The following is a 12,276-nucleotide window of genomic DNA, read 5'->3' on the forward strand; positions in this document are numbered from 1 at the left end:
TGGGTCATTCGAGGGAAAGAAGGGTTTTCCACTGCGCGGCGGTCACCGGCAGCACGGAGAGTCGGTTGCCCTTGCGGATCAGCGCGAAGTCCTCGCCCAGCGCATCGGCCTGGGCGCGGATGTCGTCCAGCGCGATCGGACGCTTGAGCGTGCGCACGTAGCGCACGTCGACCAGCTCCCAGCGGGGCTGTTCGCGCGAGGCCTTCTCGTCGAAGTATTTCGACTTGCGGTCGAACTGGGTCGGGTCGGGGTAGGCGGTGCAGGCGACCTCGGCGATGCCGTAGATCCCGGGCACGTCGGCATTGGAGTGGTAGAACAGCACCCCGTCGCCGACCTGCATCTCGCGCATGAAGTTGCGCGCCTGGTAGTTGCGGACGCCGGTCCAGGGTTCGACCTGGACGCGGGCGAGGTCGTCGATCGAGAAATCGTCGGGTTCCGATTTCATCAGCCAGTAGCGGGTGCGTTTGCTCATGCGGCGTTCGTTGCGAAAAGACGGGTGTCGGCCTCGGTGCAGACCGCGTCGAGCGGAACGTCCCAGGGCTCGGCGATCAGGGGCTCGACCTGCTGCAGGGCGAAACCGGCGCCGACCAGCCAGGGCGGTGCGGCGGTATCGCGGCGGAAAGCGAAGGTGCGATCGTACCAGCCGCCGCCCATGCCCAGCCGCTGGCCGTGGTCGTCGAAGCCCACCAGCGGGGTCACCACCAGGGCCATGGCCTCGGCGGGCAGCAGTTCGGCGGTGTCGGGTTCGGGAATGCCGTAGCGGTTGGTCACCAGAGGCTCGCCCGCGCGCCAGGGCGCGAAGCGCAGCCGGCCGTCCTCGTGGAGCACCGGCAGGCAGTAGGTCACGGCGGGCGGCAGGCGCAGTTGCCAGACATGCAGGGCGATCTCGCCGTCGCTGGCCCAGTAGCCGGCGACATGCCCGGCCTGCGGCGCGAAGGGCAGGGCCAGCAGGCGGGCGGACAGGGCCTCGGCGCCGGCGATGCGCGCGGCGGCGGGCAGCTGCCGGCGGCGTTCGCGCAGTTGCGGGCGCAGGGTCCGACGCTGGTCGGTGGCTGGACTGGAGGTCATGGCGCCGCAGGAAGAAGAGGACGCGCATTGTGCGACATCCACGACATCGATTCCAAAACACGATGCGTCATCAGGTCAGATCGTTTTGCAGACGCCACAAAAGACAAAGCCCGCGACTGGGCGCGGGCTTTGTCTGCGACACGCGGCGAACCGCGCGTTGCGGGAAGAAATGCATCCTCCGCCATGCCGATGCTCGCGAAAACGACCTTGAACCCGGGGTTCAAGTGGGGACGCTTGGCTTCCATCGGGCTTTCCGCTGCGAAGGCGGACATGCACACCCGGATTCCGTTGCGCCCCCGTGGTCGTCATTAAGGGCCAAGGCGAATGTTTGCGCGCGCCGTCGTTCACGGCAGAGGACGCAGGTGCAGTATAGGTGCGCGAGCACGAAGCGCAAGGCCGATGATCGGCTGCATTCATCGATGCGCTGCGGAATGCGTGGTTCCACGCATGGAACGCTGTGCGCGATGTGGCGTATCGCCGTGTGTCGCGGTGGATGCGGTTATTCGCCGCCGAGCGCGTCGAGCTTGCGGTTCATCTCGGCGAGCGTGCGCACGATCTCGCGTTCGCGGGCCGACTGCTCGTTGCGCATGAGTTCGAGTTCGTGCGCGAGGTTCAGCGCCGCGAGCACCGCGACGCGGTCGACGGCGGCCATGCGGTTGCTGCCGCGCACTTCGCGCATCTTGCCTTCGAGCATCCGCGCCGCCGCGAGCAGGCTGTCGCGCTGTTCGGGATCGACGCCGACGGTGTATTCGCGGTCGAGAATGCGGATGTTGACCGCTTCGCTCATGGAGACGGGCTCAGGTGTGCTGTTCGAGGGACTTCAGGCGCGCGATCATCGCTTCGACGCGGGAACGGGCCTGCTCGTTCTTCGCCAGCAGCTGCGACCGGTCGTTCGCCAGCTGCTCCTGCTGCAGGCGCAGGCTGCGGTTCTCTTCGGCGAGTCGCTGGACGCGCTGCGCGAGGGTCTCGACCTTGGCGGCGAGGGCGCGCAGTTCGGCGATCATGTCGGGACCGGTTTCCATGTCGGCACGATAGGCAGCCGTTCGCCGGGGGTCAAGCGCGCCCGGCGGGGCTGGCTGGATTGTCTGTCGAGCCGCCTGCGGAGCCGTCCGCCGGGGCGTCCGGCACGACGTTCCCTGCGGCGCCGCTGGTCGTGCCCGGCACCCAGGCGCGGATGAAGGCCAGGCAGTCGGCGGGCGGCACCGGCCGCGACAGCCAGTGGCCCTGGATCTCATCGCAGCGGAAATGGTCGAGGAAGCGCATCTGCGTCTCGCTCTCGACGCCCTCGGCGACCACGGTCAGGCCCAGCGAGTGGGCCATGGTGATGACCGTGGTGGTGATCGCGGTGTCGTCCGGGTCGCGGTTCAGGTCGGTGATGAAGGTCTTGTCGATCTTCAGCGTGGTGATCGGCAGGCGCTTGAGGTAGGCCAGCGAGGAGTAGCCAGTGCCGAAGTCGTCGATCGCCAGCGACACGCCCATCTCGCGCAACGCCTGCAGCTTGGCGGCGGCCTGCTCGGCGTTGGCCATCAGCACGCTTTCGGTGACTTCCAGTTCGAGCGCGTGCGGCGGCAGGCCGGTGTCGGCCAGCACGCGGCGCACGATCTCGGAGAAGTCGCCGCGCAGCAGCTGGACCACCGACACGTTCACCGCGACGTTAAGCGAGGTCATGCCGGCGTCGTGCCACTGGCGCAGGGTGCGGCAGGCCTCGCGCAGCACCCATTCGCCGATGCCCAGGATCAGGCCGCTTTCCTCGGCCAGCGGGATGAACAGGTTCGGCGGGATCTCGCCGTATTCCTCGCTGGTCCAGCGCAGCAGGGCCTCGACGCCGGTGATGCGCTGCGCGGCCAGCGACAGGCGCGGCTGGAACACCAGGCGCAGCTCGCCGCGATCCAGCACCTTGTGCAGCGCGCCGGACAGCTGCGCGCGGCGGCGGTTGGCCACGTCCATGCTGTCGTCGTAGCGCACGAAGGTGCGGCGCCCGGCTGCCTTGGCCTGGTACATGGCGGTGTCGGCCTGCTTGAGCAACTCGGTCGGCACCTGGCCGTGGTCCGGGTAGAGGCTGATGCCGATGGACGGCGAGATGACCACTTCCTGGCGGTCGTCCAGCACCAGCGGGGCCTCGAAGGCCATGATGATCTCGCGGGCGACGTGATCGGCCTGCGATGCGTCGCTCAGGTTTTCCAGGACCACGGTGAACTCGTCGCCGCCCAGGCGCGCGACGGTCTGCTGCTCGCCCACGGTGTCCTGCAGGCGCATCGCGGTGGCGCGCAGGATGCGGTCGCCGGCGGTGTGGCCGAGGGAGTCGTTGATGTCCTTGAAGCGGTCCAGGTCGAGGAACAGCACGGCGATGTGATGGTTCTGCCGGCGCGCACGCACGATCGCCCGCGACAGGCGCTCCGAGAGCATCGCCCGGTTGGGCAGGTTGGTCAGCGTGTCGAAGTTGGCGAGGTAGCGCAGTTCCTGCTCGGCGCGCTTCTGCTGGGTGATGTCGGCGATCACCACGACGTACAGGCGCTGTTCGCCGGTGATGCCCTCGGTCGCGTTGGATTCGACCTGGCAGAGGAATTCCTGGCCGTTCTTGCGGCGCTGCCACATCTCGCCGGTCCAGTGGCCCTCGTTCGCGAGTTTCTGGCGCACCTTGCCGTAGAACACGACGTCGTGGCGGGTGCTGTCGAGCAGGTTGGCGCCGTGGCCCAGCACTTCGCGCTCGGTGTAGCCGGTGGTACGGGTGAAGGCCGGGTTGATCGAGACGAAATTGAAATCGCGGTCGAGCACCGCCACCGCTTCGTTCATGCTGTGCAGCACGGCGATGGCGATGCGCCGCTCGCGCTCGGCCTGGCGGATGCGGGTGATGTCGCGTGCGGTGCCGGCGACGCGGCGGGCGCGGCCGTCGGCGCCGAGCTCGACCACCCGGCCGCGGGCGCGGACCCACAGCCACTCGCCGTGGGAATCGAGCACGCGATGTTCGGACAGGAACAGCTCGGTCTCGCCGCGCAGGTGGCGGCGCATGCGGTCCTCGACCACGGTGCGGTCGTCGGGATGGATGCGGTGATCGCTTTCGGTCATCGTCAGCACCCGCAGTTCCGGGGCGACGCTGCGGGTGTCGACCCACATCCGGTGCATGTGGCCGGTGCGCAGGTCGTAGTCCCAGTACTGTTCCGAGGAGGCCCACAGCGCGAGCTTCAGCCGCTCCTCGCGTTCGCGGATCTGCCGGATGTGGCGCTTTTCGGCGCGCTGGCGCCGGCTCCAGACGACGAGCAGCACCAATCCGAGCGCGGCCGCCAGCGCGAGCGGAGCGATGACATGCAGTTCCGCAGGAAGCACCACGCGCTCAGGACCTGATAGACAACGAAGGCGGCAGTCTATCAGGGCGCCGTCGGGACGGCCCGGTCGGGCTGCGGCCGCCGGGGCCCTGATAGACTGCCGCTTTCCCCTTGCGCGAGCCCGTGATGTCCGTTGCCCAGCCCAGTCCCCTCCTGCCGGGCCTGTACGAGATCGAGGACGCGACACGCGCCCTGGGCCTGGGGGTCGGGGGCTCCGAACTGCATGGCGCGCTCTGCGGCTGGCTGGCGGGGGGCGGCAGCGACTCCCCGCGCTGGCTGGCGCAGGTGATGGCCGACGACACCCTGGCCTCACCGGCGGCGGACAGCGCCCTGGACCGCCTGCGCGCGGCCACCGTGGCGCAGATGTCCGACCGGGACTTCGGTTTCGACCTCCTCATGCCTGAGCCCGAGGCGCCGCTGGTCGAGCGCAGCAGCGCGCTGTTCGACTGGTGCCGGGGGTTCCTCGGCGGTTTCGGCCTGGCCGCAGGGGGGCAGCCGCCGCTGTCCGAGGAAAGCAGCGAGGCGCTGGGCGACCTGGCCAGGCTGGCCGCCGCCGCGCCCCAGGAAGAGGGCGACGAGGAGGACGAAGCCGCGCTGGCCGAGATCGAGGAATTCGTCCGCGTCGCGGCCCTGCTGTTGCATGGCGACTGCGCCATGGCCGCGCAGCACCGTCGCAAGCTGCACTGACACGTTGCATTGACCTGCACTTTTCCTGTTCGCCGATGAGCACGCACACCGGTATTTCCGCCCGCACCTATGCCCGCCGCCGTCGCCAGCTGATGCGCATGGCCGGCGACGATGCCATCGTCATCGTGCCGTCCGCGCCCGAGCGGATCCGCAGCCGCGACACCCATTTCCCGTACCGCCAGGATTCCGACCTCTGGTACCTCACCGGGTTCGCCGAACCCGATGCGGTGCTGGTGCTGATCCCCGGCCGCAAGCACGGCGAGGCCCTGCTGTTCTGCCGGGAGCGCGATCCCGAGCGCGAGGGCTGGGACGGCCCGCGCGTCGGTCCCGAGGGCGCGGTCGATGCGCTCGGCATGGACGATGCCTATCCGATCGACGATCTCGACGAGATCCTGCCCGGCCTGCTTGAAGGCCGCAGTCGCGTCTACTACCACTTCGGCCGCGACACGGAGTTCGACCTCAAGCTGATCGGCTGGCTCAACCGCGTGCGCGCGCAGGTGCGCCTGGGCGCGCAGCCGCCGCACGAGTTCCTCGAACTGGGCCACCTGCTCGACGAGATGCGCCTGTTCAAGGACCGCGAGGAACTGGTGCTGATGCAGCGCGCGGCCGACATCAGCGTCGAGGCGCATGTCGCCGCGATGCGCGCGTCGCGCGCGGGCATCCACGAATACGAACTGCAGGCCGAACTGGAACGCGTGTTCCGCCGCCACGACGGCGTGCCGGCCTACTGCAGCATCGTCGGCGCCGGCAGCAATGCCTGCGTGCTGCACTACCGCGACAACCGCGCGCAGGCGAAGGACGGCGACCTGGTGCTGATCGATGCCGGCGCCGAATTCCGCGGCTACGCCGCCGACATCACCCGCACCTTCCCGGCAAACGGCCGCTTCACGAAGGAACAGCGCGCGCTGCACGACCTGGTCGGCGATGCGCAGCGCGCGGCGCTGGCGCAGGCGCGTCCGGGCGTGCCCTACGAGGCCGGGCACAACGCCGCCGTCGAGACACTCACCGAGGGCCTGCTGCGCCTTGGCCTGCTCAAGGGCACGCTGGAAAAGAACATCGCCAGCGGCGACTACAAGCGCTTCTACCGGCACAAGACCGGTCACTGGCTGGGCCTGGACGTGCACGATGTCGGCGAATACCGGATCGAAGGGGAATCGCGCCTGCTCGAACCGGACATGGTCTTCACCATCGAGCCCGGCCTGTACATCGGCGCCGACGACACGAGCGTGCACGAGAAGTGGCGCGGCATCGGCATCCGCACCGAAGACGACGTGCTGGTCACGAAGAACGGCCACCAGGTGCTGACCGATGCGTTGGCGCGCAGCGCCGACGAGATCGAGGCGCTGATGGCGGAGCGGTGAAGTCCACCGCGCCGTTGCCCTTTTCTCCTTCCCCCGCCTGCGGGGGAGGCAGGGATGGGGGCTGATGATGGGTGATGCTGCGCCCCCACCCCAACCCTCCCCCGCAAGCGGGGGAGGGCTTTGCAGAGCGGAGCGAAGCTCCGCTGTGCGGTCTCCGGAGCGAGTGTGGTCTGTAGAGCGGAGCTTGCTCCGCTCATGCCCTTCCCGGGAGAAGCGAGCGGAGCAAGCTCCTCTCTACGTGAAGCATCGTGTCCTCAGACCGTGCTGGTTTCCGGACAAATGAACGGATACTCGCAGTCGTCGATGATCGGCACGATGCCGAAGAAATCGTTGAGCACCGATTCCGCCGTGCAGTACGCGCCTTCCACCCAGGCCTGATCGTTCGAATAGGCTTCGCCGACGATGAAAATGTCCGCGTCGGCGCCGCCACCGACGAGCTGCGAGGGCTTGCGGATCTTCCGCTGCACGTCGCCGATGTCGTAATGCGGCGCCCACTCGTGGTAGCCGGCGTTGAACGGCGGCAGCGACCAGTCCATGTACGCGGCGTCCAGCGGTTCCGGCACCGCGCTGTAGTCCGCGTTCGGGCCGAAGTGCAGTTCCGCCAGCATCCTGCGCAGCATCTTCACCATGCGCGCCGGCACGGCGCGCGGGCCGTCCAGCGGCTGCGTGTCCTGCGACCACGGAATGGTGCGGTTGCGGTCCGGGCCCAGTTCCAGCTCGCGCCAGAACGCGGTGTTGTCCTCGTCGTCGTAGCTGGCGAGGATGCCGTAGACTGGCTTCTTCTGCGGCTGCGGCGCGTTGTCGCCGAAGTACACCACCATGCGGATCGGCGAATTGCTGACGCTGGGGCCGATGGTGTCGTTGCGCGTGGCGGCGGCCAGCGCCTTGGTCTGCGCGATGCCCAGCGGCTGCTCGGTGATGTTCTCGATGGCCGCGACCATGTCCGCCACCGAGGTGTAGGGCACGTCGACCAGCGTCGCCATCGCCTTCAGCGCATTGGCGGGGAATTTCTTCTTCTTCAGCGCCGCGATGTCCTCGGGCGTGATCGTGTAGCCGATGATCTGCGCCGGATACGGCGCGGGATTGGCCGCGTCGGGCGCCCACCACGGCGAATCGAAGAACATGCCGACCTTGTACGAGGGCTGCATGATCGTCGCTTCGAGGTACAGCTGCACCTTGTCGTGGTTGAGCACGTCCACCGCGCCCTTCGGCGGCTCGCGGAAGCGCGTGGCCTGCGCGACCAGGTCGATGGCCGCGCGCGGCATCGCCATCCACGCCGCATCGGCCTCGCGGGTGCCGGCGGCGATGTTGGGATCGCTGCGGTCGGCATAGGTGAAGACGGCCTTGCCGTCCTTCCACAGGATCGAATGCAGGCGAGTGTCCGGGTGGTAGCGGAACTCGATGCCCTTGGCCTTCGCCAGTTTCTCGATTTCGTCGAACAGGGCGTTGAACATCCCCGAGTAGCCGATCGACAGCGTGCGGTACTGGCTGCCCGGCGTGAATTCGTTGTTGATGTTGAACGACACGCCGGCGTGGGTGTTGATCACGTTCGAGCTGTAGCCGTTGCCATCGGCGGTGTACTCGAAGCCTTCCTGACCCAGCTGGTCGTAGAGCAGGTTCCAGTAGCCGATGTCCTTCAGCTGGTCGCCTTTCTGGAACACGCTGGAAGACGGCAGGTCGGCGGTGATTTCACCATCCTGGTAGAACTTGCACCAGTCACGGCGGGTGAACTGGTCCCATGGCTTGGTGGTCGCCAGGTCCTGCACCGTCGTGAATCCCTGGTCGGGCGTGGTCGAGGACAGGAAGTTGTTCGCGGCATAGGGCGCCGCGTTGTTCGAGGTGATGTCGTTCAGATAGAAGTTGCGCGAACGGAGGTAGAACAGCTGGTCGCTGGTGACGTTGAACGGCACGGAATACTTCTCAAGCCCGAGCAGCTCGATGGTCTTGGTCACCACGCGATGTCCCGGCGCGAGGCCGCTGTTCGGATCCGGCGCGCCCTTGCCGGGATGCTGGTCCCAGAAGGAATAGCGCATGCCGCCCAGTTCGACGAAGGACTGGCCCGGGTCGTTGCGATAGTGCCAGGTGCAGATGCGCGCGCCCGCCGCGCGGGTACCGCGATGGCGCTTGGAGAAGTCGTAGCGCCCCCAGTCGTAGAGTTCGAGCACATCGCCCTTGCGCAGCTGTTTCAGCTGCCCGGCTTTCGTGGCTTTGCCGGCGAGCAGGCGCCACGCAGTGTAGAGGCCGGCGGCGCCGGCGCCGAAGATCGAGTAGGTCTTCCGTGTCATGGTCTGGTCGCTCTCGTCAGAAGAAGCGTGGATGAGGAAAGGTCGGTTGAGGACGGGTGTGCCTTGCGTTCATTCGCTGCCGAGGCGTCGCATTTGGCCCGGCAGGTCCTTCTGCGGGATGACGACTTCGACGAGGGTGGGGCGGTCGCGGATGCCCTTGATACGTTTCAGCGCCGCATTCAGTTGGCTGATGGTCTCGACGCGGATGCCTTCGGCGCCGAAGGCCTTCGCGAGCGCGAGGTAATCCCACTTCGGCAGGATGTCGAAGGCATCGAAGGTGTGCTGCGGCCCGGGCAGGAAGGCATCCATGTCCACGTAGACCTGTTCGATCGCGTAGACCTGGTTGCTCATCACGAAGATCACCGCGTCGAGCTTGTTGCGCGTCAGCGTCGACAGCGACTGGCAGACCATCATGAAGCCGCCGTCGCCGGCGATCGTCCAGGCGCGCTTGCCGCTGCCCAGCTGCGCGCCGCAGGCCGCGCCGGTCTCGAAGCCGATGCACTGCCATGCTGCCGAGGACACGTAGCTGCCCTGCTTCAGGCCGTAGGCGTTCGTGGCGACGTACATCGCCGAGCTGACGCCGTAGGTCATCACGATGTCCTTCAGCATGTCGTGGTCATGCAGGAACTTCATCGAATGCTGGAAGAAGCGGTTGTAGGTGATGACCTCGGGCTTGTCGTCGTAGACCGGGTCCGAATTCGACACCCACGGCTCGGGGTATTTGGGTTGCGGAGGCGCCTTCACCTTGAGCGGATAGGCCTTGCCTGCCTTGAACCGGGCGAGCAGGGCTTCCATGAAGTCCTGCATGACCACGTCGGCGTACTTGAAATAGCCGGCGCGCACGCCGGCGGTGTCGGCCAGCACCATCTGCGCGTACTTGCCTTCGACCAGCGCGAGGTAGTCGTCGGTGATGATCGTGCCCAGCGCGATCACGCAGTCCGAGGCATCCACGACCTGGCGCACGCTGTCGATCGATGCGGCATCGGAGTAGGTGCCGATGAACTTGTCGCCCTTCTCGTCCAGCACGGTCTTGCCGAGCGTGGTCGTGGTGTAGAGCATGCCGCTGGCGTCGATGATCTTCTTCAGCAGGTCGGACAGGCCGAAGCGCAGCACCTCCACGCCAGCGAGGATCAGCGGGTTCTTCGCTGCGGAAATCTGCGTCCAGGCCTGGTCGACCGCATTGCGCAGCGCCGCCTCCGGGCTGTGCATGCGGCGCGGCTTGAGCGGGGCCTTCGGCGGTTTCGGGCAGGGCTGGCCCCAGACTTCCTTGTAGCAGGCGATGTAGACCGGGCGGCGGTGCGTGATGGCTTCGACCAGCAGGTCGTCGATCTGCTCGGGCGCGCCGACGTTCGTGGACAGCGTGATCGCCTTCACCGTGACGTTCTCGTAGACCTTGCGGTCTGCGTCGAGATCGCCGGTGGAGTGGTGGAACAGCACGTCGTACATGTCGGTGATGTTGCGCGCATCGGCGCCGGGCGTGGCGCTGATGACCACGATCGGGCTGCGCTCGACCCAGGCACCGGCGACGGCGTTCAGGGCGCTGAACGTGCTCACGCCGAACTGCAGCGACACCGCCGCGAGGCCGCGCGTACGCGCATAGGCGTCGGCGGCGTAGGCGGCGTCGAGTTCGTTGATCGCGCCGATCGTGCGGATGCCGTCGAAATGCTCCAGCGCCTGGGTGAAGTGCTTCACGTAGTCGCCGGGGATCTGGAAGACATCGGTGACGTCCAGCTGCTTCAGTCGGGTGAGCAGGTAGTCGGCGACGGTGAAGGGCTGCGGTACGGCGGCGCGGCGCGTGCTGCGGGTCATGGCGATCTCCGTGAGGCGTGCGAAGCGGGCTGCGGCGAGCGCGCGGGGACGCGTCGCGCATCCGTGCGTGCACGGGCGATGTCGTGGATGCGGTCTGTGTGGCGTCGTGCGTTCATCGCGGGAGTCCGTTCTCCGGCTGTGCGCGCATCCCCGTGCGCGTCGACGACGCCAAGGTCGTCCTCGCAGGCGGCGAAGTCAAGCGGGGCGTGCAGGGCTGCCGGCTGCCGCCCGAGCGATGCGGGAGGCCGTGTTCCGGCATGAAATCAGCAGTTTCGCTGCGATCCACGGGGCCGCGCGCGGCGCCATCCGATGCACCACTGATCCGGAACTGATCCCGCTGCAGATGGTTCGCGCAACGCTCAGGGCGCCGCGTCGCGGCAGGCGCGGTCGACGGCCTTGAGCAGGGTCGGCAGGCGGTGTGCGCCGTGCATGGCGAGGATGTGCGCCTTCGCGTCGGCCAGAGGCATGCCGGCGGCGCTGACATACAGCGGTCGCGCACTGTCGCCGCGCAGTAATGCGTGATCGGCCCCGACGCCGACGAAGGCCGTTTTGGCCACGCCGATCACAGGCACCCGACCGTCGAGCGCGTCGAACAGATGCTTGCCCAGGCCGGGGCGGCCTGCGTCATCGAGAAAGACATGGCCGTCGACGACGATGACGGTCGGGTGCAGGTCGTGCTCGCCCAGCAGGCCGAGCAGGCACGGCAGTTCGCGGCGATAGAACGCGCCCGGTTCGTAGGGCGCGACCGCATCGAAGCGGCTGATGCAGGTGTGCGACGGCTGCGCGTCCCGCCAGTCCTCGAAACACACGCCCGCCGCGATCGCGCCGGGTTCGGTGTAGTGGACGTCGACGGCGAGGATCATGGTGTACCCGCGTCGCCCATCACTGCCTGCGCCAGTTCCAGTTGCGCCAGCTTCCTCGCCAGTCCCTCGGGCGTGTTGAGCGTGTGGACATAGCGGCCGTTGGGTTTGCGATAGGACAGGAGGGCGCCGTCTTCGAGCAGGACGAGTTCGATCGGATCCGCTGCGTGCGGCGAGTGGCAGCGTCGTGTCGATGCGTTCTCACCGACAAGCCGCTCCGGTGGGATTGTTGCGCGATCCGTCCTCAGCACGTATCGCCCGGGGCAGTTCGGGATTGCGGCCCACTCAAGGCGCGCGAGCAGTGTCTCGAAGCGCATGGCGGTTTCAAGCCACCGGCGATCCATCCGGATTGCGCTCGATCATCCACAGTCCGCCCCAGAGCTTGAGGTCGAGTTCGTAGCCCTCGCGCTGCTTCGCGACCAGCCAGGCTGGCGCCTGCATGCGCGGCACGGCGTGGACGATGATGTCCTCGCCATCCACGCCGCCGCCGTCGCCGACCTTCACGAGTTCGGTGGCGCGGACGAAGGCGATGCGTTCGTTGCTCATGCCCGAGGAGGTGGGGCCGATCAGCAGCACCTCGACCTTCTGTGGGTCCCAGCCGGTTTCCTCGGCCAGTTCGCGGCGCGCCGCACTTTCCAGCGTGTCTTCGAGGCCGTCGCCGTGGCTCAGGTCGCCGACCAGCCCGGCGGGCATCTCGATGGTGCGCGCGCCCAGCGGCACCCGGAACTGCTCGACGAACAGCACCTCATCCTGTGGTGTGACCGCAATGATGATGACCGCCATGCCGTTCTTGCCATGCGTGCGCTCGGCGTACTCCCACTGGCCACGTCGCTTCATGCGCAACCACTTGCCTTCGTACAGGGTCTCGTCGTGATCGGTCATT

12 protein-coding genes and 1 other RNA gene are annotated in these 12,276 nt (G+C 67.6%); 2 read left to right on the top strand and 11 right to left on the bottom strand.

The features are described from left to right. Positions 1 to 4 precede the first annotated feature (4 nt). The 6 genes from ACFQ0E_RS09445 to ACFQ0E_RS09470 all read right to left on the bottom strand — a co-directional run bounded on the left by ACFQ0E_RS09445 (position 5) and on the right by ACFQ0E_RS09470 (position 4,395). Positions 5 to 472: an EVE domain-containing protein gene (locus ACFQ0E_RS09445; protein ID WP_386823401.1), complete on the bottom strand. Its 468-nt coding sequence runs from the start codon at positions 470 to 472 to the stop codon at positions 5 to 7. Then, entirely contained in the window at positions 469 to 1,068 is a 600-nt protein-coding gene (locus ACFQ0E_RS09450) for a 5-formyltetrahydrofolate cyclo-ligase (RefSeq protein WP_386823402.1), read from the bottom strand. The genes ACFQ0E_RS09445 and ACFQ0E_RS09450 overlap by 4 nt, the downstream gene beginning before the upstream one ends. 171 nt (positions 1,069 to 1,239) lie before the next feature. After that, a non-coding RNA gene (gene ssrS, locus ACFQ0E_RS09455) (6S RNA) lies at positions 1,240 to 1,427 on the bottom strand. 140 nt (positions 1,428 to 1,567) lie between these two features. Beyond that, positions 1,568 to 1,855 carry a cell division protein ZapA gene (locus ACFQ0E_RS09460; protein ID WP_137852981.1) on the bottom strand — a complete coding sequence of 96 codons (288 nt, stop codon included), beginning with the start codon at positions 1,853 to 1,855 and terminating at the stop codon, positions 1,568 to 1,570. A 10-nt stretch (positions 1,856 to 1,865) separates the two neighbouring features. Further along, entirely contained in the window at positions 1,866 to 2,090 is a 225-nt protein-coding gene (locus tag ACFQ0E_RS09465; protein WP_137852980.1) for a TIGR02449 family protein, read from the bottom strand. Between the two features lie 31 nt (positions 2,091 to 2,121). Next, positions 2,122 to 4,395: a putative bifunctional diguanylate cyclase/phosphodiesterase gene (locus ACFQ0E_RS09470; RefSeq protein WP_386823403.1), complete on the bottom strand. Its 2,274-nt coding sequence runs from the start codon at positions 4,393 to 4,395 to the stop codon at positions 2,122 to 2,124. Positions 4,396 to 4,517: 122 nt separating this feature from the next. On the opposite strand from ACFQ0E_RS09470, the gene ACFQ0E_RS09475 reads away from it, so the two are divergent. Both ACFQ0E_RS09475 and ACFQ0E_RS09480 read left to right on the top strand, forming a co-directional pair. Further along, positions 4,518 to 5,078, top strand: coding sequence for a UPF0149 family protein (locus tag ACFQ0E_RS09475; RefSeq protein WP_386823404.1), 561 nt, complete (start codon positions 4,518 to 4,520; stop codon positions 5,076 to 5,078). Between the two features lie 35 nt (positions 5,079 to 5,113). Then, positions 5,114 to 6,439, top strand: a complete 1,326-nt coding sequence (locus tag ACFQ0E_RS09480; RefSeq protein WP_386823405.1) for an aminopeptidase P N-terminal domain-containing protein — start codon at positions 5,114 to 5,116, stop codon at positions 6,437 to 6,439. Between the two features lie 254 nt (positions 6,440 to 6,693). Here ACFQ0E_RS09480 and ACFQ0E_RS09485 read toward each other — a convergent pair whose 3' ends face one another. From ACFQ0E_RS09485 to ACFQ0E_RS09505, 5 genes are all read right to left on the bottom strand, one after another. Then, positions 6,694 to 8,724 carry a hypothetical protein gene (locus ACFQ0E_RS09485; protein ID WP_386823406.1) on the bottom strand — a complete coding sequence of 677 codons (2,031 nt, stop codon included), beginning with the start codon at positions 8,722 to 8,724 and terminating at the stop codon, positions 6,694 to 6,696. A gap of 69 nt (positions 8,725 to 8,793) precedes the next feature. Then, the gene (locus ACFQ0E_RS09490) at positions 8,794 to 10,533 is read right to left on the bottom strand and encodes a thiamine pyrophosphate-dependent enzyme (RefSeq protein ID WP_386823407.1); all 1,740 of its coding nucleotides are present in this window, start codon (positions 10,531 to 10,533) and stop codon (positions 8,794 to 8,796) included. Positions 10,534 to 10,892: 359 nt separating this feature from the next. Then, complete coding sequence (locus ACFQ0E_RS09495) at positions 10,893 to 11,396, bottom strand: endonuclease V (RefSeq protein ID WP_386823408.1); 504 nt, start codon at positions 11,394 to 11,396, stop codon at positions 10,893 to 10,895. After that, positions 11,393 to 11,710: a hypothetical protein gene (locus ACFQ0E_RS09500; RefSeq protein ID WP_386823409.1), complete on the bottom strand. Its 318-nt coding sequence runs from the start codon at positions 11,708 to 11,710 to the stop codon at positions 11,393 to 11,395. The genes ACFQ0E_RS09495 and ACFQ0E_RS09500 overlap by 4 nt, the downstream gene beginning before the upstream one ends. A gap of 7 nt (positions 11,711 to 11,717) precedes the next feature. Continuing rightward, a complete protein-coding gene (locus ACFQ0E_RS09505) occupies positions 11,718 to 12,275 on the bottom strand; it encodes an NUDIX hydrolase (protein WP_386823410.1) in 558 nt (185 codons plus the stop codon). Between the last annotated feature and the right edge of the window lies 1 nt (position 12,276).

Origin of the sequence: Lysobacter brunescens (assembly GCF_042677005.1) — a bacterium.
GTDB classification, from domain to species: Bacteria; Pseudomonadota; Gammaproteobacteria; order Xanthomonadales; family Xanthomonadaceae; genus Lysobacter_I; species Lysobacter_I brunescens.

Bases quoted from the DNA above. Each gene is read 5' to 3' on its own strand.
- ACFQ0E_RS09445 (WP_386823401.1), bottom strand. From the start codon at position 472: ATGAGCAAACGCACCCGCTACTGGCTGATGAAATCGGAACCCGACGAT.
- ACFQ0E_RS09450 (WP_386823402.1), bottom strand. From the start codon at position 1,068: ATGACCTCCAGTCCAGCCACCGACCAGCGTCGGACCCTGCGCCCGCAA.
- ACFQ0E_RS09460 (WP_137852981.1), bottom strand. From the start codon at position 1,855: ATGAGCGAAGCGGTCAACATCCGCATTCTCGACCGCGAATACACCGTC.
- ACFQ0E_RS09465 (WP_137852980.1), bottom strand. From the start codon at position 2,090: ATGGAAACCGGTCCCGACATGATCGCCGAACTGCGCGCCCTCGCCGCC.
- ACFQ0E_RS09475 (WP_386823404.1), top strand. From the start codon at position 4,518: ATGTCCGTTGCCCAGCCCAGTCCCCTCCTGCCGGGCCTGTACGAGATC.
- ACFQ0E_RS09480 (WP_386823405.1), top strand. From the start codon at position 5,114: ATGAGCACGCACACCGGTATTTCCGCCCGCACCTATGCCCGCCGCCGT.
- ACFQ0E_RS09485 (WP_386823406.1), bottom strand. From the start codon at position 8,724: ATGACACGGAAGACCTACTCGATCTTCGGCGCCGGCGCCGCCGGCCTC.
- ACFQ0E_RS09490 (WP_386823407.1), bottom strand. From the start codon at position 10,533: ATGACCCGCAGCACGCGCCGCGCCGCCGTACCGCAGCCCTTCACCGTC.
- ACFQ0E_RS09495 (WP_386823408.1), bottom strand. From the start codon at position 11,396: ATGATCCTCGCCGTCGACGTCCACTACACCGAACCCGGCGCGATCGCG.
- ACFQ0E_RS09500 (WP_386823409.1), bottom strand. From the start codon at position 11,710: ATGCGCTTCGAGACACTGCTCGCGCGCCTTGAGTGGGCCGCAATCCCG.
- ACFQ0E_RS09505 (WP_386823410.1), bottom strand. From the start codon at position 12,275: ATGACCGATCACGACGAGACCCTGTACGAAGGCAAGTGGTTGCGCATG.